At 70.9% G+C, this 26,954-nt stretch carries 29 protein-coding genes; 13 read left to right on the top strand and 16 right to left on the bottom strand.

All coding sequences use genetic code 11. The annotated features are described in order from the left end of the window. Nucleotides 1-392 precede the first annotated feature (392 nt). Entirely contained in the window at nt 393-1,100 is a 708-nt protein-coding gene (locus SSP08S_RS29090) for a hypothetical protein (RefSeq protein ID WP_019071170.1), read from the bottom strand. 181 nt (nt 1,101-1,281) lie between these two features. On the opposite strand from SSP08S_RS29090, the gene gcl reads away from it, so the two are divergent. Next, entirely contained in the window at nt 1,282-3,066 is a 1,785-nt protein-coding gene (gcl, locus tag SSP08S_RS29095) for a glyoxylate carboligase (RefSeq protein WP_026178924.1), read from the top strand. 92 nt (nt 3,067-3,158) lie between these two features. Here the strand turns inward: gcl and SSP08S_RS29100 are convergent, their stop codons facing one another. From SSP08S_RS29100 to SSP08S_RS29110, 3 genes are all read right to left on the bottom strand, one after another. Then, nucleotides 3,159-3,398, bottom strand: a complete 240-nt coding sequence (locus SSP08S_RS29100; RefSeq protein WP_019071172.1) for a hypothetical protein — start codon at nt 3,396-3,398, stop codon at nt 3,159-3,161. Between the two features lie 438 nt (nt 3,399-3,836). Then, on the bottom strand, nt 3,837-4,727 hold the full coding sequence (locus SSP08S_RS29105; RefSeq protein WP_019071173.1) for a 2-hydroxy-3-oxopropionate reductase: 891 nt from the start codon (nt 4,725-4,727) through the stop codon (nt 3,837-3,839). 22 nt (nt 4,728-4,749) lie between these two features. Next, entirely contained in the window at nt 4,750-5,589 is an 840-nt protein-coding gene (locus SSP08S_RS29110; RefSeq protein WP_019071174.1) for a TIM barrel protein, read from the bottom strand. A 122-nt stretch (nt 5,590-5,711) separates the two neighbouring features. Between SSP08S_RS29110 and SSP08S_RS29115 the strand changes: the two genes are divergently transcribed. From SSP08S_RS29115 to SSP08S_RS29145, 7 genes are all read left to right on the top strand, one after another. Continuing rightward, the gene (locus SSP08S_RS29115; protein WP_043259777.1) at nt 5,712-5,963 is read left to right on the top strand and encodes a YkoF family thiamine-binding protein; all 252 of its coding nucleotides are present in this window, start codon (nt 5,712-5,714) and stop codon (nt 5,961-5,963) included. Continuing rightward, complete coding sequence (locus tag SSP08S_RS29120) at nt 5,960-6,328, top strand: helix-turn-helix domain-containing protein (RefSeq protein ID WP_019071176.1); 369 nt, start codon at nt 5,960-5,962, stop codon at nt 6,326-6,328. Before SSP08S_RS29115 ends, SSP08S_RS29120 begins: the two co-directional genes overlap by 4 nt. A gap of 107 nt (nt 6,329-6,435) precedes the next feature. Further along, the gene (gene uraD / locus SSP08S_RS29125; protein ID WP_019071177.1) at nt 6,436-6,951 is read left to right on the top strand and encodes a 2-oxo-4-hydroxy-4-carboxy-5-ureidoimidazoline decarboxylase; all 516 of its coding nucleotides are present in this window, start codon (nt 6,436-6,438) and stop codon (nt 6,949-6,951) included. After that, on the top strand, nt 6,948-7,355 hold the full coding sequence (gene uraH / locus SSP08S_RS29130) for a hydroxyisourate hydrolase (RefSeq protein WP_019071178.1): 408 nt from the start codon (nt 6,948-6,950) through the stop codon (nt 7,353-7,355). The genes uraD and uraH overlap by 4 nt, the downstream gene beginning before the upstream one ends. 2 nt (nt 7,356-7,357) lie before the next feature. Further along, nucleotides 7,358-8,242 carry a factor-independent urate hydroxylase gene (gene pucL, locus SSP08S_RS29135; RefSeq protein WP_019071179.1) on the top strand — a complete coding sequence of 295 codons (885 nt, stop codon included), beginning with the start codon at nt 7,358-7,360 and terminating at the stop codon, nt 8,240-8,242. Between the two features lie 64 nt (nt 8,243-8,306). Next, nucleotides 8,307-9,680 (top strand): 8-oxoguanine deaminase, encoded by a 1,374-nt coding sequence (locus tag SSP08S_RS29140; protein ID WP_019071180.1) that lies wholly within the window; start codon nt 8,307-8,309, stop codon nt 9,678-9,680. 216 nt (nt 9,681-9,896) lie between these two features. Then, a complete protein-coding gene (locus tag SSP08S_RS29145; protein ID WP_019071181.1) occupies nt 9,897-11,261 on the top strand; it encodes a nucleobase:cation symporter-2 family protein in 1,365 nt (454 codons plus the stop codon). Here SSP08S_RS29145 and SSP08S_RS29150 read toward each other — a convergent pair. The 3 genes from SSP08S_RS29150 to SSP08S_RS29160 form a co-directional block, all read right to left on the bottom strand. Next, the gene (locus tag SSP08S_RS29150) at nt 11,246-12,064 is read right to left on the bottom strand and encodes a chitosanase (RefSeq protein WP_019071182.1); all 819 of its coding nucleotides are present in this window, start codon (nt 12,062-12,064) and stop codon (nt 11,246-11,248) included. The two genes, SSP08S_RS29145 and SSP08S_RS29150, sit on opposite strands and share 16 nt — an antisense overlap. Nucleotides 12,065-12,158: 94 nt before the next feature. Further along, nucleotides 12,159-12,755 (bottom strand): 3'-5' exonuclease, encoded by a 597-nt coding sequence (locus SSP08S_RS29155; protein ID WP_043259778.1) that lies wholly within the window; start codon nt 12,753-12,755, stop codon nt 12,159-12,161. 43 nt (nt 12,756-12,798) lie between these two features. Next, nucleotides 12,799-13,590: an AraC family transcriptional regulator gene (locus SSP08S_RS29160; RefSeq protein WP_019071184.1), complete on the bottom strand. Its 792-nt coding sequence runs from the start codon at nt 13,588-13,590 to the stop codon at nt 12,799-12,801. Nucleotides 13,591-13,683: 93 nt separating this feature from the next. Between SSP08S_RS29160 and SSP08S_RS29165 the strand changes: the two genes are divergently transcribed. Further along, nucleotides 13,684-14,547 (top strand): SDR family oxidoreductase, encoded by an 864-nt coding sequence (locus SSP08S_RS29165; RefSeq protein WP_019071185.1) that lies wholly within the window; start codon nt 13,684-13,686, stop codon nt 14,545-14,547. Between the two features lie 54 nt (nt 14,548-14,601). Here SSP08S_RS29165 and SSP08S_RS29170 read toward each other — a convergent pair whose 3' ends face one another. Genes SSP08S_RS29170 through SSP08S_RS29190 form a run of 5 tightly spaced genes read right to left on the bottom strand, consistent with a single transcriptional unit; the run spans nt 14,602 to nt 18,131 of the window. After that, the gene (locus tag SSP08S_RS29170) at nt 14,602-15,024 is read right to left on the bottom strand and encodes an acyl-CoA thioesterase (protein WP_019071186.1); all 423 of its coding nucleotides are present in this window, start codon (nt 15,022-15,024) and stop codon (nt 14,602-14,604) included. Nucleotides 15,025-15,079: 55 nt separating this feature from the next. Next, on the bottom strand, nt 15,080-15,706 hold the full coding sequence (locus tag SSP08S_RS29175) for a hypothetical protein (protein WP_019071187.1): 627 nt from the start codon (nt 15,704-15,706) through the stop codon (nt 15,080-15,082). A gap of 50 nt (nt 15,707-15,756) precedes the next feature. Next, nucleotides 15,757-16,356 carry a histidine phosphatase family protein gene (locus SSP08S_RS29180; RefSeq protein ID WP_019071188.1) on the bottom strand — a complete coding sequence of 200 codons (600 nt, stop codon included), beginning with the start codon at nt 16,354-16,356 and terminating at the stop codon, nt 15,757-15,759. 3 nt (nt 16,357-16,359) lie between these two features. After that, on the bottom strand, nt 16,360-16,893 hold the full coding sequence (locus SSP08S_RS29185; RefSeq protein WP_019071189.1) for an HAD domain-containing protein: 534 nt from the start codon (nt 16,891-16,893) through the stop codon (nt 16,360-16,362). A 29-nt stretch (nt 16,894-16,922) separates the two neighbouring features. Continuing rightward, nucleotides 16,923-18,131: a pyridoxal phosphate-dependent aminotransferase gene (locus SSP08S_RS29190; RefSeq protein ID WP_019071190.1), complete on the bottom strand. Its 1,209-nt coding sequence runs from the start codon at nt 18,129-18,131 to the stop codon at nt 16,923-16,925. Nucleotides 18,132-18,219: 88 nt separating this feature from the next. Here SSP08S_RS29190 and SSP08S_RS29195 point away from each other — a divergent pair, with 88 nt between their 5' ends. After that, the gene (locus tag SSP08S_RS29195) at nt 18,220-18,849 is read left to right on the top strand and encodes a winged helix-turn-helix transcriptional regulator (protein WP_019071191.1); all 630 of its coding nucleotides are present in this window, start codon (nt 18,220-18,222) and stop codon (nt 18,847-18,849) included. Nucleotides 18,850-18,891: 42 nt separating this feature from the next. On the opposite strand, the gene SSP08S_RS29200 is transcribed toward SSP08S_RS29195, so the two are convergent. Genes SSP08S_RS29200 through SSP08S_RS29210 form a run of 3 tightly spaced genes read right to left on the bottom strand, consistent with a single transcriptional unit; the run spans nt 18,892 to nt 22,550 of the window. Beyond that, nucleotides 18,892-19,707 (bottom strand): hypothetical protein, encoded by an 816-nt coding sequence (locus SSP08S_RS29200; protein WP_019071192.1) that lies wholly within the window; start codon nt 19,705-19,707, stop codon nt 18,892-18,894. Then, nucleotides 19,707-20,972 (bottom strand): VWA domain-containing protein, encoded by a 1,266-nt coding sequence (locus SSP08S_RS29205; protein WP_019071193.1) that lies wholly within the window; start codon nt 20,970-20,972, stop codon nt 19,707-19,709. Before SSP08S_RS29205 ends, SSP08S_RS29200 begins: the two co-directional genes overlap by 1 nt. Before the next feature lie 9 nt (nt 20,973-20,981). Next, nucleotides 20,982-22,550, bottom strand: coding sequence for an IucA/IucC family protein (locus tag SSP08S_RS29210; RefSeq protein ID WP_019071194.1), 1,569 nt, complete (start codon nt 22,548-22,550; stop codon nt 20,982-20,984). A 37-nt stretch (nt 22,551-22,587) separates the two neighbouring features. Here SSP08S_RS29210 and SSP08S_RS29215 point away from each other — a divergent pair, with 37 nt between their 5' ends. From SSP08S_RS29215 to SSP08S_RS29225, 3 genes are read left to right on the top strand one after another with little or no spacing between them, the layout of a single operon-like run. Then, the gene (locus SSP08S_RS29215; RefSeq protein ID WP_019071195.1) at nt 22,588-24,090 is read left to right on the top strand and encodes an IucA/IucC family protein; all 1,503 of its coding nucleotides are present in this window, start codon (nt 22,588-22,590) and stop codon (nt 24,088-24,090) included. 23 nt (nt 24,091-24,113) lie between these two features. Further along, on the top strand, nt 24,114-25,028 hold the full coding sequence (locus tag SSP08S_RS29220; protein ID WP_026178926.1) for a HipA family kinase: 915 nt from the start codon (nt 24,114-24,116) through the stop codon (nt 25,026-25,028). Nucleotides 25,029-25,044: 16 nt separating this feature from the next. Then, a complete protein-coding gene (locus tag SSP08S_RS29225) occupies nt 25,045-25,326 on the top strand; it encodes an Rdx family protein (RefSeq protein WP_019071197.1) in 282 nt (93 codons plus the stop codon). A gap of 4 nt (nt 25,327-25,330) precedes the next feature. On the opposite strand, the gene aceB is transcribed toward SSP08S_RS29225, so the two are convergent. After that, nucleotides 25,331-26,953 (bottom strand): malate synthase A, encoded by a 1,623-nt coding sequence (aceB, locus tag SSP08S_RS29230; protein WP_019071198.1) that lies wholly within the window; start codon nt 26,951-26,953, stop codon nt 25,331-25,333. Between the last annotated feature and the right edge of the window lies 1 nt (nt 26,954).

The raw sequence follows: 26,954 nt of genomic DNA on the forward strand, positions 1-26,954 counted from the left end.
CGAACTGACCGCCCGCCGTGTCGAGTTGGTCGGGCCGATCGCTCACCGGTCGGGGTGCCCGAACGTTCCGCGACGGAGTTGGCGGCGCGTGGCGGGTTCTCGTGGTGCCGCCCTGGTGGCGTGGCTGTGGGCGCCGGCTTTGGATCGTCCCGCGGTGTGGCCGCCGGAGCGGGCGTTGGTTGCGGTGAGTTGGTGGGTCGGGTCGTTCGGCGGTCGGGGTGCTTGCGGGCGTTCCGTGGGGGAGCCGACGGTCCGCGGAGGGTGCTCGTGGCGCTGCTTCGGCCGCGTGGCCCGGGGTGCCGACCCCGGACCGTTCCGGAGTCGGTCCGCCGGTGCGGCCGTTGGTCGCAGCGAATCGCCGGGAGTCGGCCGTGGTTGTCGCGGCCCCCGAACTAGCCCCCCGCCGCGTCGAGTTGGTCCGCGAGTTCGTTCACCGGTTGAGGCGTGCCTGTGAGGTCGAGGACGAAGAGGGGGACGCCGAGGGAGTCGGCGCGGGTGCGGGCGTCGTCGGCGTAGCCGGCCAGGGAGAAGTAGACGCAGCCGGTGGACTCCGTCATGGCCGTGAGCCACAGGCACTCCACGTCCCGGAGTGACGCCGGGCGCACGGTGGGGTCCACCTGGGCCAGGATGCCGCGGGCGGCCAGGCCGATGCCGGACGGGGGGCGCTGGTCGGCGCGGCGGATGTCCCGGTAGCCGAGCCAGCGCAAGTAGAGAGCTGCGGCCGTTACCGCGTCGCGCGCCGTGCGGATCGTGACGGGCTGGAAGGCGGGCCGGTCCCGTGCGCCGGAGTCGACCCTGGGGACGCTCGCGGCCGGCTGCGCCGGCGGCTCCTCCCCGGCGACGGGAATCCGCAGCAGCGTCCCGCACGGGCAGCCCAGCTCCGGGTACGGCCACTCGTCCAGCCGGCCGCAGGCCTCGCAGCGCACCGCGATCCAGTCCTCGTCCCAGACCCGGTGGCTCACGACCGTCGCCGCGCCGCGCGGATCGAGCGGCGGGGCCACGGGGGCACCGCAGACACAGGGGTAGGACGGCGCGGCATAGACGTGCTCACGTCGGCAGGCCGGACAGCGCACCGGCACGCTCTCGGACATGAGCCCCATGGTCCTCCTGAAAACCCCTGCTTGTCCGTGTCTTGACGGCCTTCGTCCCTCCACTTACATTTCTTCCAGATAGTAGAATCTAGTTTCCGCAATGCGGAAGTCAACGCAGAATTCAATGCGGGATTACTCACCGCGGGGCGCGACGGTGACGCGAATCCGACAGCCGAAGCAGGAGTACTCCATGGCTCGTATGACCGCTGCCCGCGCGGCAGTCGAGATCCTCAAGCGCGAGGGCGTCAGCGACGCGTTCGGCGTCCCCGGCGCGGCGATCAACCCCTTCTACGCCGCCCTCAAGGCCGCCGGCGGTATCCACCACACCCTCGCCCGCCATGTCGAGGGCGCCTCGCACATGGCCGAGGGCTACACCCGTACCCGCCCCGGCAACATCGGCGTCTGCATCGGCACCTCGGGCCCGGCCGGCACCGACATGATCACCGGCCTCTACTCCGCGACCGGCGACTCCGTCCCGATTCTCTGCATCACCGGCCAGGCCCCGACCTCCGTGATCCACAAGGAGGACTTCCAGGCCGTCGACATCGCCTCCATCGCGGGACCGGTCACGAAGATGGCGGTCACCGTCCTGGAGGCGGCCCAGGTCCCCGGCGTCTTCCAGCAGGCCTTCCACCTGATGCGCTCGGGCCGCCCCGGCCCGGTCCTCGTCGACCTGCCGATCGACGTCCAGCTCACCGAGATCGAGTTCGACCCGGAGACGTACGAGCCGCTGCCGGTCTACAAACCGGCCGCGACCCGCCCCCAGATCGAGAAGGCGCTCGCACTCCTCAACGCCTCCGAACGCCCGCTGATCGTTGCCGGCGGCGGTGTCATCAACGCCGACGCGGCCGAACTCCTCGTCGAGTTCGCCGAGTTGACCGGCACCCCGGTCGTCCCCACCCTGATGGGCTGGGGCGCCCTGCCCGACGACCACGAGCTGAACGCCGGCATGGTCGGCCTCCAGACCTCGCACCGCTACGGCAACGCGACCTTCCTGGAGTCCGACTTCGTCCTCGGCATCGGTAACCGCTGGGCCAACCGCCACACCGGCAAGCTCGACGTCTACACCGCCGGCCGCACCTTCGTCCACGTCGACATCGAGCCCACCCAGATCGGCCGGATCTTCGCCCCCGACTACGGCATCGCCTCCGACGCGAAGGCGGCGCTGGAGCTTTTCGTGGAAGTGGCAAGGGAGTTGAAGGCGGAAGGCAGCCTGCCCGACCGCTCCGCATGGGCGGCCTCGGCACAGGAGAAGAGGTCAACTCTCCAGCGCCGTACGCACTTCGACGACATCCCGATCAAACCGCAGCGCGTCTACGAGGAGATGAACAAGGCCTTCGGCCCGGAGACCCGGTACGTCTCCACCATCGGCCTCTCCCAGATCGCCGGCGCCCAGATGCTGCACGTCTACCGCCCCCGCCACTGGATCAACTGCGGCCAGGCGGGCCCCCTCGGCTGGACGATCCCGGCCGCGCTCGGCGTTGCCAAGGCCGACCCCGAGGCGTCCGTCGTCGCCCTCTCCGGCGACTACGACTTCCAGTTCATGATCGAGGAACTGGCGGTCGGCGCCCAGCACCGCATCCCGTACGTCCATGTCCTGGTGAACAACGCCTACTTGGGCCTCATCCGCCAGGCGCAGCTCGGCCTGGACATCAACTTCCAGGTCAACCTGGAGTTTGAGAACATCAACTCCCCGGAGCTGGGCGTCTACGGCGTCGACCACGTCAAGGTCGTCGAGGGCCTGGGCTGCAAGGCCATCCGGGTCACCGACCCCGCCGACCTCGGCACCGCCTTCGAACAGGCGAAGAAGCTCGCCGCGGAGTTCCGCGTGCCGGTCGTCGTCGAGGCGATCCTGGAGCGCGTCACCAACATCTCGATGAGCCGGACGAACGACATCGGCGAGGTGGTCGAGTTCGAGGAGATCGCGACCGAGCCGGGCCACGCGCCGACGTCGATCAGGGCGCTGAAGGTCTGAGACCGCGGGAGGAACAGAGGGGGCCGTCCTTGAGGACGGCCCCCTCTCTTTTGTGGGGCTTCTTTTGTGGGGCTGGGTTGTGGATCGCGGGCTTACCGATCGTGGTGCTCCGACAGCCCCGGCCAGTCCTCCGGCCCACCGCCCTGCCACTCGATGAGATCGCTCTCCTCGACCTCGATCCGGTCCAGGTCGGCCAGCCGCAGGATCTCGACGACGTCGTCCAGGTGGGAGGCGATGCCGAGGGTCTCGTCGCCGGTGGTGACCCGACGGGAGCCGTCCAGGGCCGGGGGGTGGACCACGATGTGCGGAAACTCCGTCGGTGGATGTGTCATGCGTCAAGGCTCCTGCGAGTACGGCGGAACCGCACCCGGAAACACCGAAGAGCGCCGTCTCCGGCGCTCTTCGTGGTGGCCGTCCGACGGCGCGAGGCTGGGCGCGACAGGACATTCGCGCCGCCGGACGGGGTCATGGGGAGGGGTATTCCGGGCCGGTGTTTCGGGCCGGTGTTTCGGCTGGGACCGCGGCGGTCGCGACGGAACCGGGAGCTGCTTCTCTCAGGTCGAGAAGGAGGTCCCGGGACCTTCACCACCGCACTGGCTCGCACTCCGCCGCGGTCCTGGCCCCGCCCGCGCCGTGCCGGCGACCACCCCTCATCCGGGTCGTCCGGCACACACGGGCCGTCTGCAGCCCAACTCGTGGGCGTGATTCCGGGCGGCGCCACCGCCTGGGCGCGACAGGACAGATGTCGGCGGCGGCACCGCCCGGAAGTCTCAGAGCTGCGCGCCGGAGAGGCGCTCGACGGCGCGCAGCAGCGCCGAGTGGTCGAGGCCGCCGTCGCCCTGCGCGCGCAGCGACGCGACGAGTTGGGCCACCACCGCGCCGACCGGGAGGGCCGCGCCGACGTTGCGGGCCGCGTCCGTGACGATGCCCATGTCCTTGTGGTGCAGGTCGATCCGGAAGCCCGGCTTGAAGTCGCGGTTGAGGAAGTTGTCCTTCTTCCGCGTCAGCACGGTGGAGCCCGCGAGCCCGCCGTTGAGGACGTCCAGGGCGGCGGCCAGGTCCACGCCCGACTTCTCCAGGAAGACCACGGCCTCGGCGCACGCCTGGATGTTCACGGCGACGATCAGCTGGTTGGCGGCCTTCACGGTCTGCCCCGAGCCGTGCGGGCCGCACAGCACGATGGTCCTGCCGAGCGCGTCGAAGATCGGTTGCGCCTCGTCGAAGTCGGCCCGGTCGCCGCCGACCATGATGGACAGCACGGCCTCGATCGCACCGGCCTCGCCGCCGGACACGGGGGCGTCCAGGACCCGAACTCCCTTGGCCGCGGCCGCCTTTGCCAGGTTGACCGAGGTCTGCGGGGTGATCGACGACATGTCGATCAGCAGGGCGCCGGCGCGCGTGTTCTCCAGGATGCCGTCGGGGCCGTAGGCGATGGCCTCGACCTGGGGGGACGCGGGCACCATCGTGATCACCACGTCGGCGTCGCGCACGGCCTCGGCGATGGAGCCGGCCGCGCTGCCGCCGGCGGCGGCCAGGCGGTCCAACTTGTCCTGTTCCAGGGTGAATCCGGTGACGTCGTAACCGGCCTTGAGTAGGTTCTCGGACATGGGGGAGCCCATGATGCCGAGGCCTATCCAGGAGATCTTCGGGAGCTTGCTCATCGGAAGTGCCTTTCGGTGAAGGTCAGTTGGGCAGCCAGTCGAAGGCCTCGGCGCTCGGGCGGTCGCCGGGCTTGTACTCCAGGCCCACCCAGCCGTCGTAACCGGCCTTCCTCAGCTGGTCGAGGAGGTCTTCGAGGGGGAGGGTGCCGGTGCCGGGGGCGCCGCGGCCCGGGTTGTCCGCGATCTGCACATGGCCGGTCTTCGCCGCGAACTCCTCGATCACCGACGGGAGTTCCTCGCCGTTCATGGACAGGTGGTAGAGGTCCATGAGGAAGCGCGCGTTGCCGAGGCCGGTCGCGTCGTTGACCTTGTCGACGATGCCCACGGCGGCGGGCGCGCTGACGAGCGGGTACAGCGGCGACTCGGGCTTGTTGAGCGCCTCGATCAGCAGGACCGCGCCGATCCGGTCGGCCGCGCGGGCCGCGAGGACCAGGTTCTCCAGCGCGAGCGCGTCCTGCTCGGCCGGGTCGACACCGGCCACGCGGTTGCCGTAGAGCGCGTTGAGCGCGGTGGCACCGACCGAGCCCGCGAAGTCGGCGGCCACGTCGATGTTCGCGCGGAACCGCTCCGACTCCTCGCCCGGGATCGACAGGGCGCCGCGGTCCGGCCCCGGCAGCTGTCCGGCGTAGAAGTTCAGGCCGGTGAGCTGGACGCCTGCGTCCTCCAGCGCCCGCTTGAGGGCGTCGAGTTCGGACTGCGCGGGGGTGGGGGAGTCGACCCAGGGCCACCAGAGCTCGACCGCGGTGAAGCCGGCCGCGGCCGCTGCCGCGGGGCGCTCCAGGAGCGGGAGTTCGGTGAAGAGGATCGACAGGTTGACGTTGAAGCGCTGGTCTGCGGCTGTGTCCCATGTGAAAGTCGGCACCGGATTCGCACTCCCTTCCGTATCGTGGAATATTGTTTCTGCTTAATGGAAGATTGCCGCCGGGTGTCGGAGCTTGTCAAGAGGGCTCGGCGGAAAACGGCACCGCGCGTTAGGTTGTGCGCGTGCGATTGCGAGTGGAGTTCACGACAGAGCCCTTCGACCTCGACGAGGCCCCCGCGCATGCGCTGGTCGCGAGGGAGGTCGTCGAGGGGGCGGAGCTGGACGCCGTGGACGTCGGGCCGTTCGGCAACACGGCCGAGGGGGGCGCCGACGCGGTGCTCACCGCCGTCGACGCGCTGCTGCGCAGGACCCTGGAGGCCGGTGCCACCCGGATCTCGCTCCAGCTCAACGTGATCGGCGAGGGCGACCGGTGACCGGCCTCGGTGACGAGCCCTTCATCACGGCCGTGAAGCCGCTGGTCGACGCGATGGGCGGCGAACTTGTCCCGCCCGACGAGGCCGGCCCCGATGACGTCGTGCTCGCCTGGGAGGGCGCCGACGTGGTCGCCGTACGCCTGCCGCAGCTCGCGGACTCGCTGGACCACATCCTGGCCGCCATGGAGCGCAAGAAGGGCAGGCCCCTCGCGGACCTGGACCGCAAGGCCAAGCAGGAGGTCGTACGGATACTGGAGGCGCGCGGCGCCTTCTCGGTACGGCACGGCGTGGAGACCGTCGCGAGCGCCCTCGGGGTCAGCCGGTTCACCGTCTACAACTACCTCAACCGCGAGAAGGAGAGCTGAACCCCTTCCCCGGTTGTTACCCGGAATTTTCAACAAAGTGTTGACGTGGTGTTGCCGAGGGCGTTAGCTACTGCCAGCCCGATCAGCACAAGGCCACGGAGGCTCCCGTGACGTCGACATCCACGCCGCCGGGCCTCGCCCGGTTCAACGCCCTGGAGGAGCACGCGGCCCTCGCCGCCCTCCTGGAGGTGTGCGCCTCCACGGCGTGGGCGGGGCGACTGCTCGCAGGCCGTCCGTACGGCGGACCCGAGGACCTCTACGCCGAGAGCGACGCGGCGATGGCGGACCTGACCGCCGAGGACCTCGGCGAGGCGATGGCCGGCCACCCGCCGATCGGCCGCCCCAAGCCCGGCGATCCCACCTCCGCCCGCGAACAGCGCGGCATGGCGGGCGCCTCCGAGGAGCTCAGGGCGGAGATGCTCGAACTCAACCTGGCGTACCAGGAGAGGTTCGGCCATGTCTTCCTGATCTGCGCCACCGGTCGCACCGGCGAGCAGATGCGCGACGCGGTCAAGGAACGGATCGGCAACTCGCCGGAGCGGGAACGCGAGATCGTCCGCGCCGAGCTGGGGAAGATCAACCGCATCCGGTTGGCCAAGCTCGTAGAGGAAGAAACGGCATGAGCAGCAGCACCACCGCCTCGGTGTCCACGCACATCCTGGACACCAGCATCGGCCGCCCCGCCGTCGGCGTCGCCGTCCAACTCGCCGCCCGCAGTGGGGCGTCGGCGGACTGGCAGGCGCTCGGCGGTTCCGCGACCGACACGGACGGGCGGTGCAAGGACCTCCCGGCGCTGCCGGCGGGCACCACACACGTGCGGCTCGACTTCGCCGTCGAGACGTATTTCCAGCGTTCAGAGAACCAGCAAGCCGATGCGCAGCAGGACGCCCCCGCGAATCGGGACAGCGGTACGAGCGGAGTGTTCTTCCCTGAGGTGGCGATCACCTTCGCCGTCCGGCCCGGGGAGCACTATCACGTACCGCTGCTGCTCAACCCGTTCGGCTACTCCGTATACCGAGGGAGCTAGCTATGCCGACCATCCTGGGTCAGAACCAGTACGGCAAGGCCGAGAACCGAGTCGTCAAGATCACGCGGGACGGCGCCACCCACCACATCAAGGACCTCAACGTGTCCGTGTCGCTGAGCGGCGACATGGACGAGGTCCACTACTCCGGCTCGAACGCCAACGTGCTGCCGACCGACACCACCAAGAACACGGTGTACGCGTTCGCCAAGGAGCACGGCATCGAGTCCGCCGAGCAGTTCGGCATCCACCTCGCCCGGCACTTCGTGACCAGCCAGGAGCCGATCAGGACCGCCCGGATCCGCATCGAGGAGTACGCCTGGGAGCGTACGACGGGGGGCCACTCCTTCGTCCGCAAGGGCCAGGAGACCCGGCTCACCCAGATCACGTACGACGGCCGGAGCTGGGAAGTCGTCTCCGGGCTCAAGGACCTGACGGTGCTCAACTCGACGGACTCCGAGTTCTGGGGCTACGTCAAGGACAAGTACACGACCCTCCCCGAGGCCCACGACCGCATCCTCGCGACCGAGGTGTCCGCGCGCTGGCGCTTCAACTGGTCCGACGACGCACAGGAGATGCCCGACTGGGAGACCTCCTACGAGCGGACGAAGCAGCACATGCTCGAGGCCTTCGCCGAGACGTACTCGCTGTCGCTCCAGCAGACCCTGTACCAGATGGGTTCGCGGATCATCGACAACCGCGAGGAGGTGGACGAGGTCCGCTTCTCACTCCCCAACAAGCACCATTTCCTCGTGGACCTGGCGCCGTTCGGGCTGAAGAACGACAACGAGGTGTACTTCGCCGCCGACCGGCCCTACGGGCTGATCGAGGCGACCGTCCTGCGTGACGGCTGCGAGCCGAGGATCCCGGTGGATCTCACCAATCTCTGACGCCAACGACGCGAACCGTGAACTCGGCTCGGAAACAAGGAAGTTGAGACGAACGATGGTAACGATGGTTCAGCGTGTCGTCATCGAGAACTGTGCGATCGCGACGGTGGACGCCGCCGACACCGAGTACGCCACCGGGTATGTCGTCATCGCCGGCAACCGCATCGAGTCGCTCGGCGCGGGCAGCGCCCCCGAGGGGCTCGCCGACGTGGTCCGGCGCATCGACGCCAGCGGTCACCTGGTGACCCCCGGTCTGGTCAACACCCACCACCACTTCTACCAGTGGATCACCCGGGGCCTGGCCACCGACCACAACCTCTTCAACTGGCTCGTCGCGCTGTACCCGACCTGGGCGCGCATCGACGAGCCGATGGTCCGCGCCGCCGCGCAGGGCTCCCTCGCGATGATGGCGCGCGGCGGGGTGACCACCGCGATGGATCACCACTACGTGTTCCCGAAGGGCTCCGGCGACCTCTCCGGCGCCATCATCGGCGCCGCCCGCGAGACGGGTGTCCGCTTCACGCTGGCCCGCGGTTCGATGGACCGCAGCGAGAAGGACGGCGGACTGCCGCCCGACTTCGCCGTGGAGACCCTGGAGAGCGCCCTCGCCGCGACCGAGGCGACCGTACGGGAGCACCACGACGCCTCCTTCGACGCGATGACCCAGGTCGCCGTGGCCCCCTGCTCACCGTTCTCCGTCTCGACCGAACTCCTCAAGCAGGGCGCCGAGTTGGCCCGCCGACTCGGGGTACGGCTGCACACGCACGGCTCGGAGACGGTCGAGGAGGAGCAGTTCTGCAAGGAGCTGTTCGGCATGGGCCCGACCGACTACTTCGAGTCCACCGGCTGGCTCGGCGAGGACGTGTGGATGGCGCACTGCGTCCACATGAACGACTCCGACATCGCCGCCTTCGCCCGCACGAAGACCGGTGTCGCCCACTGCCCCTCGTCCAACGCCCGGCTCGCGGCCGGTATCGCCCGCGTCCCCGACATGCTCGCCGCCGGCGTCCCGGTCGGCCTCGGAGTCGACGGCACCGCCTCGAACGAGTCCGGCGAACTCCACACCGAGCTGCGCAACGCGCTCCTCATCAACCGCCTCGGCGCCCACCGCGAGGCCGCCCTCAACGCCCGTCAGGCGCTGCGCCTCGGAACCTACGGCGGCGCCCAGGTCCTGGGCCGCGCGAGCGAGATCGGCTCCCTGGAGCCGGGCAAGCTGGCCGACCTGGTGCTGTGGAACCTCGACACCCTGGCCCACGCCTCGATCGCCGACCCGGTGACCGCGCTGGTCTTCGGCGCGGCGGCCCCGGTCACAGCGTCGTTCGTGAACGGCCGTCAGATCGTAGAAGCAGGACGCCTGTTGCACGTCGACGAGGACGCCATCGCCCGCTCCACGCGGGAAGAGGCCCGGCGACTGGCGCGGATCGCCGCACAGGCCTGAGCAGTTGACAGGTCGGCAGGCCGGCCGGTCCGAGATCTCCGGTTGAGGGGGACGGCCCTCATCCGGTGGCCGTGGCCGGGGCGTGCATCCGCGCGCCCCGGAACGGCCTTACCCATCCCTTTTGTTGGGTTCCGTCCTCCGGTCCCGCACGACCGCGCACCACCTCCACAAAACCCACGTCAGAGCCGACGTGTTAGCTGACCCGGAGGAACCGCAGTGACCGCTCACCCCGTCGACGAGAAACTCCCCGCACTCAAGATGGCCACCACGGGCCTGCAACACGTGGCCGCCATGTACGCGGGCGTCGTCGCCCCGCCGCTGATCGTCGGGGCGGCCGTCGGCCTCTCCGGCACCGAGCTCACCTTCCTCACCGGCGCCTGCCTCTTCACCGCGGGTCTCGCCACCTTCCTGCAGACCCTCGGGATCTGGAAGATCGGCGCCCGGCTGCCCTTCGTCAACGGCGTCACCTTCGCCGGGGTCGCCCCGATGACCGCGATCGCCGCCTCCACCAGGGACAAGTCCGACGCGCTGCCCGTGATCTTCGGCGCGGTGATCGTCGCCGGCCTGCTCGGTTTCCTCGCCGCCCCCTTCTTCAGCAGGGCGGTCCGCTTCTTCCCGCCGGTCGTCACCGGCACCGTGATCACCCTCATAGGCGTGTCCCTGCTGCCGGTCGCCTTCGGCTGGGCGCAGGGGCCCAACCCCTCGGCCCATGACTACGGTTCGACGACCAACCTGGGACTCGCGGCGGCGACCCTCGTCATCGTCCTCGTGCTCCGCCGCTTCACCCGGGGCTTCGCCAGGCAAGTGGCCGTCCTGCTGGGCCTGTTGCTCGGCACGCTCCTCGCGATCCCCTTCGGCGCAACGGACTTCGGCCCGGTCACGGATGCCGACGTGATCGGTTTCCCCACCCCCTTCCACTTCGGCGCACCGCAGTTCCAGCTCGCCGCGATCGTCTCGATGTGCGTCGTGATGGTGGTCTCGATGACCGAATCCACCGCGGACATGCTGGCGTTGGGCGAGATCGTCGAACGCCCCGCGGACGAGGCGACCATCGCCGCGGGCCTGCGCGCCGACACCCTCGGCTCGGCGATCAGCCCCCTCTTCAACGGTTTCATGTGCAGCGCCTTCGCCCAGAACATCGGCCTGGTCGCCATGACCCGCATCCGCAGCCGCTACGTCGTCGCCACGGGCGGCGGCTTCCTGGTGCTGATGGGCCTGTGTCCGACGGCCGCGTCGCTCATCGCCGTCGTACCGCGCCCGGTGCTGGGCGGCGCGGGCGTCGTCCTGTTCGGCTCGGTCGCCGCGAGCGGGATCCAGACCCTCGTCAAGGCGGGTCTGGAGAAGGGCGACAACGTCCTGGTCGTCGCGGTCTCGCTGGCCGTCGGCATCATCCCGATCACGGCACCGGACTTCTACCACGCGTTCCCGGTGACCGTCCGGATCGTCCTCGACTCGGGCATCTCCACCGGCTGTGTGGCGGCGGTGGCCCTGAACCTGGTCTTCAACCACCTCGGCCGGGTCCGCGAGCAGACCAGGGGTACGGCCGAGGCCGCACCCCTCGCCGGTCAGCCGATCGTGTAACCGTCCCCGTACACCTTCCACTTGAGCGGTGTGTCCAGGTCGAGACTGCCCTGCTTCAGGAACACCCGCTGGGCGGTCTCGACCCGGGTCACGTCGCTGTGCGCCTCCTCCTGCTTCATCGCCCACACACGGGCGTCCAGGAAGGCGTTGAGGTACGTCGTCTCGTTGCCGCCGTCGGCGGGCGTGGCCGCGTGCCGGCGGGCCCGGGCGCGGATGCCGCCGAAGCAGAGGTCGCCCGTGCCGGGGCCGTGCATGACCATCGCGTCGTAGTAGATGAACTGCCCGAGCGTGCGCACTCCGTCCTTCTTGGCACGCGCCACGGCCGGGTCGAAGTAGCCGCGGTCCCGCTCGTCGCGCTGGGCCTCGCGGAACGCGGCGGACGTCCTCGCGGCTTTGCGCCAGGCGGCGGGGAAGCCCGGGGCCGGCCCCTTGTGCGAGGCGGTGCCGTTCACGGCGCGCGGCGCGGGCAGACAACCGGCGAGGACGTTGTGCGGGACCCGCTTCGTGTACAGCTCGACAAGCGCGAGCATGTCGCTCGTACCGGAGCAGAAGCCGATGATCCCGCCGGTGTGGCCGCGGCCGTCGCCGATGTCCTCGATGTACTCGTACTGCGCCTCCCAGTCCAGGGAGGAGTTCTCCGCGCTCGACACCAGCCGCATCGCGAGGTCCTTCTTCGCCGGGGCGTCGAGTCCCGCCGCACCCGAGGTCGAGGCGTCGGCGGACGGCCACTGGCTCGCGATCGCCGCGGTGCCGAGGGCGGCGAGCAGGGTGCGGCGGGTGGCTCTTCTCCGGAAGAACGGCACGTCGACTCCAAGGCGGGCGCGGTACACAGCAACTGTGAAAGGCAGCTGAGACTCGCCGGTCACCTTGGGAAAGCCGTGGGGTGACGTCAGGAGGTCACTGTGAATTCCCGGGCCACGCCATGAGGTTGGCGAACAGCTCGGCCTGCTCGATCGCGTCGTCGAGCGCGTGGTGCGTGTGCCGCCGCCGGGACAGCAGCTCGCGCGGCATCGTGCCCTTGGCCACGGCACGCAGCGGCAGCCGCGCCTTCGTCGCGTACAGCGTCTTCATGTCGAGGCAGCCGGAGTGCCCGAAGGGGCTCGCGCCGGTGAAGCGGATCAGATACCAGTACAGGAACATCCAGTCGTACGACGCCGGGTAGCCGCACATCACCGGCTGCGCGCCCACCGCGACTTCGCGCACCCAGGCACTGAACTCGGCGAGAGCGACAGCGGGTTCCGCCCCCTCGTCCAGGAGCCGCTCACGATCGAGCCCGCTCACCGCCAGCGCCTCCGGCACGAACTCCGTGCCGATCGGCCGCAGTTCACGGTAGAAGGTCTGCTTCTCCGGGTCCGCCGCGGTGAACCCGTCGGCGTCCTGCGTCCCGGCGACGGCCGCGCCGAGGCTCAGCATGGAGTACGGGCCCGGAATCGGACCGTCGGCCTCGACGTCGACGGAGATGTACAGACTGGGCTTGACGCGTCGTGCGGGCATGGGCCGGAGCATCGCAGGTGGACGGGCTTGCCCGCACCCGAATTCAGCCGCCCCGGACCGCCTGACAGGGGCTGACCGCGGGAAGCCGGCCGGTCAGGAACGAGCGGGGCGGGACACCCATCAGGGCCCGGAAGTCGGTCGTCATGTGCGACTGGTCGAAGTAGCCGGCAGCGGCGGCCAGTTCGGACCAGCCGGCGCTGCCCGCCCGGGCGGCGAGGGCGCGGACCCTGTCGATACGGGCGTAGTGCTTCGGAGAGACACCGACGCCGTCGGTGAACAGGTTCCGCAACTGGCGTTCACTGACGGCCAGTTCCCGGGCCACGTCCATCACCTGCGCGGGCACCCGGTCCATCCGCACGGACAACGCCTCGACGGCCGCCCGCAGCAGCGCCGTCCGGGCCGCATCCGCCGGGTCTGCCAGCAGCTCCGGCAGCACCTCGGCGACGCGGGGCAGAGCCTCCCGCGGGTCCAGCCACCGCACCTCACGTGCGAACCGGCGGGCCGCGCCGCCCGGCAGGTCGTCCAGCGGCACCACCCGGCCGGTCAGTCCGGCGGCCGCGACACCCAGCAGGGGCCGGGCCGTACCCGGTGCGAGGCGCAACTCCAGGCACTCGATATGGGCCTTCCCCTCGTGGTAGGCCGCCCGTACCCGTGGTCCGACGGCAAGGACGTCACGCCGACCCTCGCCCGTCACCCGCAGGACCACCTTGATCACCGCGTCCGGCAGCTGGACGAACGTCCCCTCGGGCGGCTCGCCGAAGGACATGGTCCGCACCTCGGCGATCCACGGGCGCAGCGCCTCGGGCATGGTCGGAAGCGGCTCGGCGATGGTCATCGGCACCTCTCCACCGTAAGCGACCGGGGCCGCCGTCCGAGCGGGCCGGTCGTGCCGGAATTTCCAAGAGCCGAGCGCCCCGGCGGGTCCACCGTGGACCACATGATCCTGGTGACGGGTGCCACGGGCACCATCGGAAGTGACGTCGTGCGACAACTGGCCGAGCGTGGCGCGAAGGTGCGCGCGCTGACCCGTGACCCGGCGCGGGCGCGGCTGCCCGCCGGGGTGGAGGTGGTGCGCGGGGACTACGGCGAACCGGCGTCCCTGGACGCCGCGTCGGCCGGTGCGACGGCCGTGTTCCTGGTCCGTCCGCCCGGCCCGGACGAGGGACAGGACGCGGCGCTGGTCGCCGCGGCGCGGGCCGCAGGTGTGGACCGGCTGGTCAAGCTCTCCGCCATCGCCACCGGCGATTCCGCTTCCGGCCCCTCCGGACAGTGGCACGTGGACGGCGAGCGGGCCGTGCGGGACAGCGGGCTCGACTGGACGGTGCTGCGGCCGTCGTCGTTCGCCTCCAACACACTGACCTGGCTCCCGGCGCTCCGGGCGGGCGAGCCGGTGCCCAACATGACCGGGGACGGCGCCTCGGGCGTGATCGACCCGCGGGACATCGCCGAGGTGGCGGTACGGGCGCTGCTCGACGCCGGGCACGAGGGGCGGACGTACACCCTCACCGGTCCCGAGGCGATCACCGTTCCCGGCCAGGCCGCCGTGCTCGCCGAGGTCCTCGGCCGCCCGGTTCCGGTCCGGAACCTGTCCCCGGACGGGACCCGCGCATTCCTTCGTACAGCCTGGGGCATGGACGAGATCCGGGCGGACGGTGTGCTGACCGGCCTGGCGTTCGTCCGCGCCGGCGGCAACGAGGCCGTCACCGACGACGTCCGGGAGGTCCTGGGCCGCCCGGCGCGGAGTTACCGGGAGTGGGTCCGGGACCACCGAGGCGCGTTCGAGGCGGGGTGACCCGAGCACGGGTGGGCATGGAGGCCGGGCCCGGGACGTCGGTCGCGTCGTGGCTCAGAGCCCGAACAGGCCAGGGTCCGTGGTCAACTGCTTGAAGTACTCCCGGGGTTGGGCGGTCAGCCGGCGTTCCTTGAGGTCCAGCAGGCCGCCGACCGACGCGACCTCCGCGGAGACCGTGCCGTCGGTCTTCGTGATCGTCTGGGTGACCCGGAAGGTCTTGCCCTCGCCCCACTCGAAGACACAGCTGACCTCGACGTCCTCGCCCGCGCGCAGCTCCCGCAAATAGCGGATGGTCGTCTCCAGCACGACCGGCGCGATCCCCTCGGCGAGCAGCTCGGCCTGACCCACCCCCGCGGCCTGCAAGAGCTCCCAGCGGGCATGCTCCGCGTACTGCAGATACACGCTCTGATTGAGGTGCCCCAGGCTGTCGGTCTCGTATCCGCGGACGGTCACCGGGACGGAAAACGGCTCGCTCACTGCGTTCCCTTCTCGTACTGACGGACGATCTGCCCCACCGATCTTGGCACGCCCCTCAGCTTCTCCGCGGTGAGGCCAGCAGATAACTCGCCCCCGTTCGCGCCTCGTTGTGCTCGCTCACCTGCCAGCCCGCCCGCTCCAGCGTCCCCGCGCAGGCGCGCAGCGCCGCCCCGTCCGGGTCGCGCACGGCGACGGCCTCGGGCTGCGGGGTCGCCCGCACCTTGTAGCCGTCGAAGTCCCGTCCGGCGGGCCGGTGCCCCGCCGCCTCCAGGGCGAGCGCGGCGGCCTGCACCAGATGCGTACGCTCCCAGCCGCACGGCCGGTCCACGGAGCCGTCCGGATTGGTCATCCGGCGCAGCTCCAGCAGCCCCTGCCAGGCGCTGTGCACCTCACGGGTGCGGGCCGGACCGGTGTCCGGCAGGTCCTCGCCGCCGATCCGGGCGGCGAAGACCCCGGCGGTCGCGGGGGTCTCCGCGACCGGCTCGGCGACCTCGGGCTGCGCCTCCCGTACGCGATGCCCCGTCGGCGTCAGAAAGTGGTCGTGCGGCGGGCGCGGATGCCGGAACGCGAGGCCCCGCTTCACCAGCGCGGCGAGCTGCGCCTCCGTACCCCGCAGCCGTCCGGTGACGGGATCGGCGGCGTCGATGACACGCCGTTGCGCGGCGGTCGGCGGTCGTGTCACGGCGTGCTCCTCCCCGCCGCGTCGACGGGTGTCCGCGGCTCATTCGAAGGCTACGACGGGGGTCTGACATTCCAGGCGGCGATCACCGGCCGCCCGTGCTCCGTGCCCAGCCGGCACAGCGTCCCGGTCGCCAGCTGGAACAGCGCCCCGTCCGACGGCGGCAGCCCGAGCCGCCGCGCGGTGAGGACCCGCAGGAAATGGCCGTGCGCCACCAGGACGACCACGCCCTCGGTGTTGGCGAGCGCCGCGTCGACCTTGGCCAGCACACGGTCGGCGCGCTGGCCCACCTGCTCCGGGGTCTCCCCGGGATGGTCGGGCGGCCCGGGCGCGACCCCGTCGGTGAACAGGAACCAGTCCGGCCGGGTGCGCTGGATCTCGACGGTCGTGATCCCCTCGTAGCCGCCGTAGTCCCACTCCCGCAGATCCACGTCGATCCGTACGTCCGTGAGACCGATCAGCTCGGCGGTCTCCCGCGCCCGCTGCAAGGGGCTGACGAACGCGGCGCCGACCCGGTGCGAACGGATCAGCGGGACCAGGCCGCGCGCCTCCTCCCGCCCCTTCGCGGTCAGCGGGACATCGGTCGAGCCGGTGTGCCGCCCCGAGCGGGACCATTCGGTCTCTCCGTGCCGTACCAGGAAAAGATCACCCATACCTCACAGGCTATGGGCCCACCGCTCCAGCGTCGCGAAATCGCTCTCCCGTAGACCGCGGCGCGGGTCCACCTTGAGGAGGAGCGCCGACCCGTCGTGGTGGGCCTCGACATGCCGTACGTCCAGGTCGGTGACCAGGTCGTCGACCCAGACGAAGGGGCGTCCCGCCGCCCAGGCCACGACCTGCCGGGTCTTCCAGTAGAGGCCGTCCGGGTCCTTCGCGAACAGGTCGGTGAACTCGATCACCGGGAGGTCGCCGGGGAGTCCGATCACCGGAGCGATCATCTCGTTGGCGTGGTGCATCCAGGTGGTGGCCCAGGCCGGCTCGTACGGCAGCGCCAGTATGCGCTCGCCGTGCCCCGGGTGCAGACGTACCCGCAGCCCGCGCCGCAGCCGCCGGGAGCCCGCCCGCTGGCGGGCCGCCCAGTTCGGCGGCCACATCCGACGGGTGACATAGCCGCGGTGGCGCAGGAACCGGGCGCCGTACGGGTTGAGCGGGCCGTCGACATCGAGGAGCAGCAGCGGGCGGTCTGTCATGCGGAGGAGCTACCCAGGGTGGGACGGGGTTACTGGCGATACCCGCCGAGGAACCGTCCGATCCGGCCGATCGCCGCCTCCAGGTCGTCCGCGTGCGGCAGCGTGAGGATGCGGAAGTGGTCGGGGGTGGGCCAGTTGAAGCCGGTGCCCTGGACCACCTGGATCTTCTCCCGGAGCAGCAGGTCCAGGACGAACTGCTCGTCGTCGTGGATCTTGTGCACCTTGGGGTCGAGCCGGGGGAACGCGTACAGCGCGCCCTTCGGCTTCACACACGACACCCCGGGGATCTCGTTGAGCTTCTCCCACACCATGTCGCGCTGTTCGTACAGCCGCCCGCCGGGGACGGTCAGGTCGCGGATGGACTGCCGGCCGCCCAGCGCGGCCTGGATGGCGTACTGCGCGGGCGCGTTGGGACACAGCCGCATGGAGGCCAGCATCGTCAGGCCCTCCAGATAGTTCTTCGCGTGCTGCTTCGGGCCCGTCACCACCAGCCAGCCCGAGCGGAAGCCGGCCACCCGGTACGTCTTCGACAGCCCGCAGAACGTGAGGACGACCAGGTCGGGGGCGAGCGCGGCGGCCGAGTGGTGCACGGCGTCGTCGTAGAGGATCTGGTCGTAGATCTCGTCGGCGAAGACCATCAGGCCGTGCCGGCGGGCGAGGTCGAGGATGCCCTCGACGATCTCCTTGGGGTAGACGGCGCCGGTGGGGTTGTTCGGGTTGATGATGACGACGGCCTTGGTGCGGTCGGTGATCTTCGCCGCCATGTCGTCCAGGTCCGGGTACCAGTCGGCCTGTTCGTCGCAGAGGTAGTGGACCGCCTTGCCGCCGGAGAGGGTCGTCACCGCCGTCCAGAGCGGGAAGTCCGGGGCGGGGATGAGGATTTCGTCGCCGTCCTCCAGCAGCGCCTGTACGGCCATGGAGACCAGCTCGGAGACGCCGTTGCCGAGGAACACGTCGTCGACGTCCACCTCCAGGCCCAGGGTCTGGTAGCGCTGGGCGACCGCGCGGCGGGCCGAGAGGATGCCCCGCGAGTCCGTGTAGCCGTGCGCCTGGGGGAGCATCCGGATCATGTCCTGGATGATCTCCTCGGGTGCCTCGAAGCCGAAGAGCGCGGGGTTGCCGGTGTTCAGACGCAGGACGCTGTGGCCCGCCTCCTCCAGTGCGTTGGCGTGCTCGATCACCGGACCGCGGATCTCGTAACAGACCTCGCTGAGCTTGCTCGACTGCCGGAACTCCATTGCGCCCTCGCCCCATCGGCTTCGTGTGTTGCTTGGTTTTACCAAGTGTGAGCTTGGAAAGTCCAACAACATGTCTAGACTGCGTCGCATGTCACCTCGCCGAAGCTACGACCAGTACTGTTCCGCGGCCCGGGCCCTCGACCTCGTCGGCGACCGCTGGACCCTGCTGATCGTCCGCGAACTCCTCGCAGGACCGCGCCGCTACACGGACCTGCACGCCGATCTGCCGGGTGTCAGCACGGACGTACTCGCCTCACGGCTGAAGGACATGGAGCGGGACGGGCTGACGACGAGGCGACGGCTGCCGCCGCCCGGTGCGGCCTACGTCTACGAACTCACCGGGCGCGGGCGGGAGTTGCTGCCCGTGCTGCAGGCCCTCGGTGCCTGGGGCGCGCCCGAGCTGGGGGAGCGGCGGCCCACGGACGCGGTGCGTGCCCACTGGTTCGCGCTGCCGCTGCTGCGGGCGCTGGAGGGCGAGGGGCTCGTCGAAGTCCGGCTGGACGAGGGGGAGTTCCACCTGCGGGTGGGGGAGGGCGGTGAGGAGGCGGTCTACGGGGAAGGGCCCGCGCCCGTCGAGCCCGATGCCCGGCTGGTCCTCGGCGTCGAGACGTGCACGGCCGTCGCCCAGGGGGAGTTGAGCCTTGTCGAAGGGGTGCGTGCCGGACGCATCGAGGTGAGCGGCGACGGCACGCTCGCGAAGGTCCTGCGGGAAGCCTGAGATGACAGAAGGCCCGCCGGGGGCGGGCCTTCTGACGGGACGTCACATACCGGGTGGCGGTACGCGCCGAGGCCGTCCCGACCCCCGCGTCAGCGCATACCCGCCGATCCCCGCGAGCGCGGCCAGCACACCGCCGATGGCCGTCCACACCCAGCGGTCGGACCACCAGCCCGACGACCAGCCGCCGTCGGGCTCGATGCTCGACAGCGCGGCCGACGTGGTCGACGAACTGTCCTCGTCCGAAGACGACTTGACCGCGATCCCCGGCGTCAGCGGCTCCGCGAGCGAGCCGTCCACCGCCGCCGAACCGCCGATGTCCTTGGAGTCCACCCGCAGTTCGGTGCTCACCGGCTGGCCCAGGTCCGAGGACTGGAGGTCCACGACCGTCAGCCGGACGTAATAGGTGCCGGGCAACGGGTCGTTGGCCCACTGCTCCGACCAGGCACGGACCGTGCGCAGCGTGCACGCCAGGTCCAGGGAGGCGGTGCCCTGCGCTGCGGTGCGCGTCGCGGCCCCGTACTGGCAGGCCTGGCGGCGCCGCAGGCCGTCGTAGACATCGAGCTGCCAGGTCTCGCCCGCGTGCGTGTCCGGGAGCTTCACCGTCGCCTTGACGGTGGGGCGTTGGCCGGCGTCCGCGGCGAACGACCAGTACAGGTAGTCACCCGTGGAGCCGCTCGCGGTGCCCTGCTGACCCTGGTCGAGTTCCGTGGCCGTACGGAAGGAGGTGCCGGCCTGGGTGGGAGCCGAACTGCCGTCGGAGGCGGAGGCGCTCGCGGAGGGCGAGGAGTCCGCCACCGCGGGGGCGGCCGCCAGTCCCGCCATCAGCAGGGCTGTGCTCAACACACGTGTGATCCGCATCAGTTGGTCCTCCAGACCGCGAGACGCCAGCGCGACAGCCAGCCCCAGAGCAGACCCGCGACGAAGCCGGTCAGCACGAGGGCGCCGAGCAGCCACCAGCCGCGGCCGAGGCCGAAGGAGGCCACGTCGCTCGAACTGCTGGGCGCGTCCACGACGTCGACGGTCAGTTCCAGGGGCAGGCCGGGTGTGGTCTTCACGCCGGAGGCCGCCGAGAAGGAGTTGGTGACCTGGAGACACACGGTCTCGGCCGGTGCGTTGTCGTCGTCGCTCTCCGCCTTCGGGTAGCGCAGCCCGGTGGAGATGACGTCCGTACGGCCGTTGCCCGTGCCCTCGCCGCGCACGATCTCGCGGCCGTGCACGGTGACCGCCCGCAGCAACACCCCGTAGTCCGGGTTGACTTCACGGTCGGCGCCGACGCTGACCGAGGCGCGCAGCTCCTGACCGGGGTCGACGTCCACGCGGTAGAAGCGCTGCTTGCCGAACTCCTCGCGGTCCGTGTACAGACCGGACTTGAGGGTCGGGGCGCTTGAGCACTGAGCGGTGCCGTCGGTGGCGACCGGAGTCACCACGGGGTCGGCCGCGCGGTCCACCAACTGGCCCACGCGGTCGGAGAGTTCCTCCTTGTGCTGTACGGAGGTGTAGGTGCCGCCGGTCGCGTCCGCGATGCAGCTGAGCTGGTCGCGGGTCTTGGCGTCCGGCACCAGACCCAGCGTGTCGATGGTCAGGCCGATGCCCTTGGCCGCGATCTCGCGGGCCACCTCGCACGGGTCCAGCGGCTGGCAGGTGTCCTCGCCGTCGCTGATCAGGACGATACGGCGGGAGCCGTCACCGCCGTTCAGGTCGTCCGCCGCCTTCAGCAGCGCGGGCCCGATCGGCGTCCAGCCGGTGGGCTGGAGCGTCGCCACCGCGGTCTTGGCCTCGGTGCGGTTCAGGGTGCCCACCGGGTAGAGCTGCGCGGTGTCCTTGCAGCCCGTCTTGCGGTCGTTGCCGTGGTAGTTGGCGCCCAAGGTGCGGATGCCGAGCTGCACTTCCTCGGGTGTCGCGTCGAGCACCTCGTTGAACGCCTGCTTCGCCGCTGCCATCCGCGAGCCGCCGTCCATGTCCTTGGCGCTCATGGATCCGCTGACGTCCAGCACGAGTTCGACCTTGGGGGAGGCCGTGGAGTCCGTCTCGTCGGCGACCGCTCCGGCCGGGAAGGCGACCCCGGCCGAGAGGGTGGCGAGCAGGGCACAGATCCCCGCCGCCAGCCGTTGTCTTGTGATCATCGCCGGATCCTATTGATCAGATGGACCGGGCTCCAAAACGAGCGGGTTGGGCAGCCCGGTCCACTGGTCCCCGGGCAGCTCCGGCGAGAGCCGCATCAGCGTCAACGCCTTGGTCGGCAGCGGCTGTCGGAGGAGCGCGAGGAGGTCGGGCGTCCGCTCCAGCTTCGGTACGACGGCCGCCAGCGCCGCCCTGAGCGCCGTACCGGAACCGGCCGTGCCCGCGAGCGCGCCCGCCACCAGCGAGCCGAACAGCTTGCGGCGCAGGGTCGTTTCGTCGTCGGTGACGATCCGTCCGCTCAGCTCCGGGACCGGAATCCCGTGCCGGGCAAGGCGCTTGGGGCTCACCCGGATGTCGGCGAGATCGCGGTAGACCAGACGGATCGGGGCACCCGTCCGGTCCAGCACCACCAGCAGGTTCTGACCGTGGGCCTCAAGGGCCACACCGGACTCCAGCAGACGCAGACCGACGACGAGGGCGAGACGGGTGAACTCGGCCAGCCAGGCGGGCGATCGGGGCAGGCCGGTGGTCGCGAGGGCGGCCACCGGCAGCACCCGCTCGCCCGCTTCCGTGTCCGCGTACGTCTGCGGCGACTCCCGCAACACGGCCGCCAGGTCGGGGGAGTTGGCCGTGGCCGCGCCCAGTGTGCGGGTGACGTGCAACAGGCCGTCCGAGCGCGCCGCCAGGGTCTCCCCGAAGGCCGACAAGGCCGCCGAGAGGCCGATCGAGTAGACCGAGATGTCCCGCACCGAGGACGTCAGCCGGGCGCTCAGCGCGGTCTTGACGTGCGTACCGCCCGCCAGGGCCAGCGTGCGCAGCGACATCAGCGGATGCGCGTCCACCGGAGCGTCCCCGGCGCGCTTCAGCACATGGGCCGCCTGCCACGGGTGCACCGGGATCAACAGCCGTCCCGTGTCCCGCAGTTCGTCCGGCCACGCGCCGGTCAGCAGACACTCCTCCACCCGCACCGGCACGGACCCCAGCGCCACCACCGGCCGGTGCTCGGGCCCGTACGCGAGCTGCTCGGCCACCGAGAACCCGGGCCGGGAACGGCAGTTGGGGTGGAAGGGATGCCCGTCGACGATCCGCTGCTCCCACTCCCAGTCGTGCGTCGGCCACTCCTCCGTGCGGGCGGGCTGGTTGGCCCGGGACAGCGCCAACGAGGCGACGCTGTGCCCGAGTTCGACGGCGAAGGCCGTGCCGTGCGGCACCGCGAGGTCGGTCATCAGCCGCGCCGGATCGTCGTAGGTCACGCCGTCGAGGTGGACGACGGTGACGTACGCGGCCGTGGCGTACGGATCGGCGGGCGGGCCGTGCAGCGTCCGGCCGCCGGAGAGCCGTAGGACCAGGCCCGGGGACCGGCCGGTGATCCACGGCAGCGGCTCGTGCGCGAGCGCCCGCCACAGCCGGGTGAGGACCGCCGCACGGGCGCCGGGCAACTCGGCCGCGTACCGTTGCAGGAGGTCGGGCCGTACGGCGGCGAGCTCCTCGGCCACCTCTGCCTCGGGATGCGGGGGACGGTCCACGGTCGACTCCTCGGGTGCGGACGGGGCGTCAGGGTCGGTGACGACGAGAGACATACTGATCGCGATCGCAGGACACGGACTTAGGGAACGAATGGATCGCGTCGACTTCACACCTCCGGGCGCCGACACGGCCGAGCGCGCCGACGCGTACGCGGCGGCGCCCCTGCTCAACTGTCTGCTCCGGGAGGTGGCCCGGCCACTCCCGGATCCCGGGGAGCGACGGGTGTACCGGCTGCCGGCGAGCGGCCGCCTGCTGCGGGTGCGCGGCGCACGGCGGCCCGCCGGGCCCGAGGTGTACGCGGACGGCGACTGGCACCCCGTCGGCCACCCCGAACTCGTGAAACTCGTAGCCGAGGAACTGGCACGGCACACCGGGGTGTCCAACCACGAACTGCCCGCCGAGATGACGGACAGCCGTGACGCGGTCGCCGCGCTGCTCGCCGCGCGCGAGAGCGCGACGGCGCCCGACGACCCGTATCTCCGCTCCGAACAGTCCTTGATCACCGGCCATCCCTACCATCCCGCGCCCAAGGCCCGCGGCGGCGGCCCCGTCGCCGGCTGGCTGCCCTACGCCCCCGAGGCGTACGCCCGCTTCCCGCTGGTGCTGCTGGGGCTGCGTGAGGACGCGGTCGTGGAGGAGGGCGACGTGTCGGCGCTGGACGCGCTGGGCGAGGCCCCGCCCGGCTACCGGCTGCTGCCCGCCCATCCCTGGCAGCTCGACCTCGTTGGCGACGGACTGGCGGACGCCTTCGCGGACGGCCGGCTGATCCGGCTCGGCACGACGGCGACGCCGGTCTGGCCGACGGCCGCGATCCGCACGGTGTACGACCCCGTCGACGACCTGTTCCTCAAGTTCAGTCTCGATGTGCGGATCACCAACGACGTGCGCCGGCTCTGGCGCCACGACCTGCTGAAACTCCGGCGCACCGACACGGCCGTCCGGGACGCCTTCGCGGCGATGGGCGGCCCGGCCGGCTGGCTGAGCGACCGCGGCCACCGCACCGCCGACTTCGCCTTCGAGGAACTCGCCGTCCTGGTCCGCGACGGCCTGCGCGACCACGTCCTGCCCGGCACCACCCCGCTGCTCGCCGCAGCGTTCGTGGAGGGCTTCGACGGCAACCCGCTCGACGGTACGGCGGACCCGGCGGCCTGGTGGGAGGCGTATCTGAGGACGGTCGTACCGCCCGCGCTGGCCGCCTTCGCGGACCACGGCGTCGTACTCGAAGCGCATCTGCAGAACACGGTGGTCGCCGTCGACGCCGACGGAACGCCCGTACAAGCGCTGTACCGGGACGCGGAGGGCGTGAAGCTGCTGCCGGACGTGGACCGGGCCGCCGGGTGGGAGCGGCTGGTGTACTGCCTGGTCGTCAACCACCTCGTGGAGGTGGCCGGAGTCCTCGCCGAGCGCCACCCGGAGCTGGACCCCTGGCCCGCCGTCCGCGCCGAACTCGCCCGCCGCGACGACCTTCCCGAGATCGCCGCGCTCCTCGCCTCGCCCACCCTGCCCGGCAAGACCAATCTGCTGCTGCGCTGGACGGGCGCGGACGGCGCGGACGCGCGCTATCTCCCGGTGGCCAGCCCGCTGGCGAGGTGAGCGCCTGACATACCCTGACCGGTGTGCTGCGCGAAGTGACCGCTGTTCGATACGTGACCCCGCTGAGGTCGGGCGGCTCCGTCCCCGGAGTCGTGGAGGCCGACGACCTCGGCACCTACGTCGTGAAGTTCACCGGCTCCGCGCAGGGCCGCAAGGCACTCGTCGCCGAAGTCGTCGTAGGAGAACTCGCCCGCGCCCTGGGACTGCGTTTCCCCGAACTCGTGCTCGTGCACTTCGACCCGGAGATCGCCGACGGGGAACCGCACCAGGAGGTACGGGACCTGCACCGCGCGAGCGCGGGCCTGAACCTCGGGATGGACTATCTGCCGGGCGCGCAGGACTTCACGCCGGAAGTCGCCGCGCGGTGCACGGTCGACCCGCTGGAGGCCGGGAGGATCGTCTGGCTCGACGCGCTGACCGTCAACGTCGACCGTACGGTCCACAGCTCGAACCTGATGATCTGGCCCACCCTCGGTGTCGCACCCCCGCGCCTGTGGCTCATCGACCACGGCGCCGCCCTCGTCTTCCACCACCGCTGGGACGGCGCCGACCCCACGAAGGCCTACGACTTCCGCCACCACGCCCTCGGCCGCTACACGCCCGACACCCGGGCCGCCGACGCGGAACTCGCGCCCCGGGTGACCGAGGAGCTGCTGCGCCGGATCGTGGCCGAGGTCCCGGACGCCTGGCTGGCCGGCGAACCGGGCCTCGCGACCCCCGCCCTCATCCGGGAGGCGTACGTCGACCACCTCCACGCGCGCGTGCGGGCCTCCGCGGCCTGGCTGCCCACCGACTTCCCCAGCGGGGAGGAACTCGCCGCAGAGGAGGCCCGGCGCGCGGCGAAGACACAGCAGGGCCGCCCGAGTTGGCTCAAGCGGGTCCCCGACCTGCACGGCAAACCGGCGGCGGAACAGGATTGGTCGGTACACCTGGGATGACGGGAAGACGACGGGCATGACCCAAAGAGTTCAGATCGAGTACTGCACCCAGTGCCGTTGGCTGCCGCGCGCCGCCTGGCTGGCGCAGGAGCTGTTGACCACCTTCGAGACCGAGCTGACGGAACTGTCCCTGAAGCCCGGCACCGGCGGTGTCTTCGTCGTCCGCGTCAACGACGAGGTCGTGTGGGACCGCCGTGTGCAGGGCTTCCCCGAGCCTACGGCGGTGAAGCAGCTCGTACGCGACCGAGTGGCCCCGGAGAAGTCCCTGGGCCACTCGGACAAACCCGCCGCCTCCTGAGGGCTCAGCCCTTGAGCTGCTCGTACGCCGGCAGCGTCAGGAAGTCCGCGTAGTCGGCGTCGAGCGCGACCTCCAGGAGCAGGTCGTGGGCCTGCTGCCAGTGGCCCGCGGCGAAGGCGTCCGCGCCGATCTCGGCACGGATGTTCTCCAGCTCCTCGGCGGCGATCCTGCGCGCCAGCTCGGGAGTCGCCTTCTCGCCGTTCTCGAACTCGACGTCCGCGTTGATCCACTGCCAGATCTGCGAGCGCGAGATCTCGGCGGTGGCCGCGTCCTCCATCAGGTTGAAGATGGCGACCGCGCCGAGCCCGCGCAGCCATGCCTCGATGTAACGGATGCCCACCTGGACGGCGTTGACGAGCCCCGGGTACGTCGGCCTCGCGTGCAGCGAGTCGACGGCGATCAGGTCGGCCGCCTTGACGTCGACGTCCTCGCGCAGCCGGTCCTTCTGGTTCGGCTTCTCGCCGAGCACCGCGTCGAAGGAGGCCAGGGCGATCGGCACCAGGTCCGGGTGGGCCACCCACGAGCCGTCGAAACCGTCGCCCGCCTCACGGTCCTTGTCCGCCTTGACCTTCTCGAACGCGACCTTGTTGACCTCCTCGTCCCGGCGGGACGGGATGAACGCCGCCATGCCGCCGATCGCGTGCGCCCCGCGCTTGTGGCAGGTGCGGACGAGGAGTTCGGTGTACGCCCGCATGAACGGGGCCGTCATCGTGACCGCGTTGCGGTCCGGGAGGACGAACCTGGGCCCGCCGTCACGGAAGTTCTTGACGATGGAGAACAGGTAGTCCCAGCGGCCCGCGTTCAACCCCGAGGCGTGGTCGCGGAGTTCGTAGAGGATCTCCTCCATCTCGTACGCGGCCGTGATCGTCTCGATCAGCACGGTCGCGCGGATCGTGCCCTGTGGGATGCCGACGTAGTCCTGCGCGAAGACGAACACGTCGTTCCACAGCCGCGCTTCGAGGTGCGACTCGGTCTTCGGGAGGTAGAAGTACGGGCCCTTGCCCAGGTCCAGTAGCCGCTGGGCGTTGTGGAAGAAGTACAGCCCGAAGTCCACGAAGGCGCCCGGGACTTGCTCACCGTCCACCAGGAGGTGCCGCTCGTTGAGATGCCAGCCGCGGGGCCGCATGACGACGGTCGCCAGCTCCTCGTCCGCCTTCAGGGCGTACGACTTACCGGAGTTGGGGTCGGTGAAGTCGATCGCGCGCGTGTAGGCGTCGATCAGGTTGAGCTGGCCCGTGACGACGTTCTCCCACGTCGGTGCCGAGGCGTCCTCGAAGTCCGCGAGCCAGATCTTCGCGCCCGAGTTGAGGGCGTTGATCGTCATCTTGCGGTCGGTGGGGCCGGTGATCTCGACCCGCCGGTCGTTCAGCGCGGCGGGGGAGGGGGCCACCTTCCAGGAGTCGTCCGCGCGGATCGCGGCGGTCTCCGGGAGGAAGTCGAGCGTCGAGGTGCGGGCGATCTCCGCGCGGCGCTCGGCCCGGCGGGCGAGGAGTCCGGCCCGGCGGGGCGTGAACCGGCGGTGCAGCTCGGCCACGAAGGCGAGCGCCTCGTCGGTGAGGACCTCCTCCTGCCGGGGCAGCGGTTCGGCGTCGACGACGACCGGCGAGGACGGCGCTGGTGCGGACATG

This window comes from Streptomyces hokutonensis (genome assembly GCF_000376565.1).
GTDB classification, from domain to species: domain Bacteria; phylum Actinomycetota; class Actinomycetes; order Streptomycetales; family Streptomycetaceae; genus Streptomyces; species Streptomyces hokutonensis.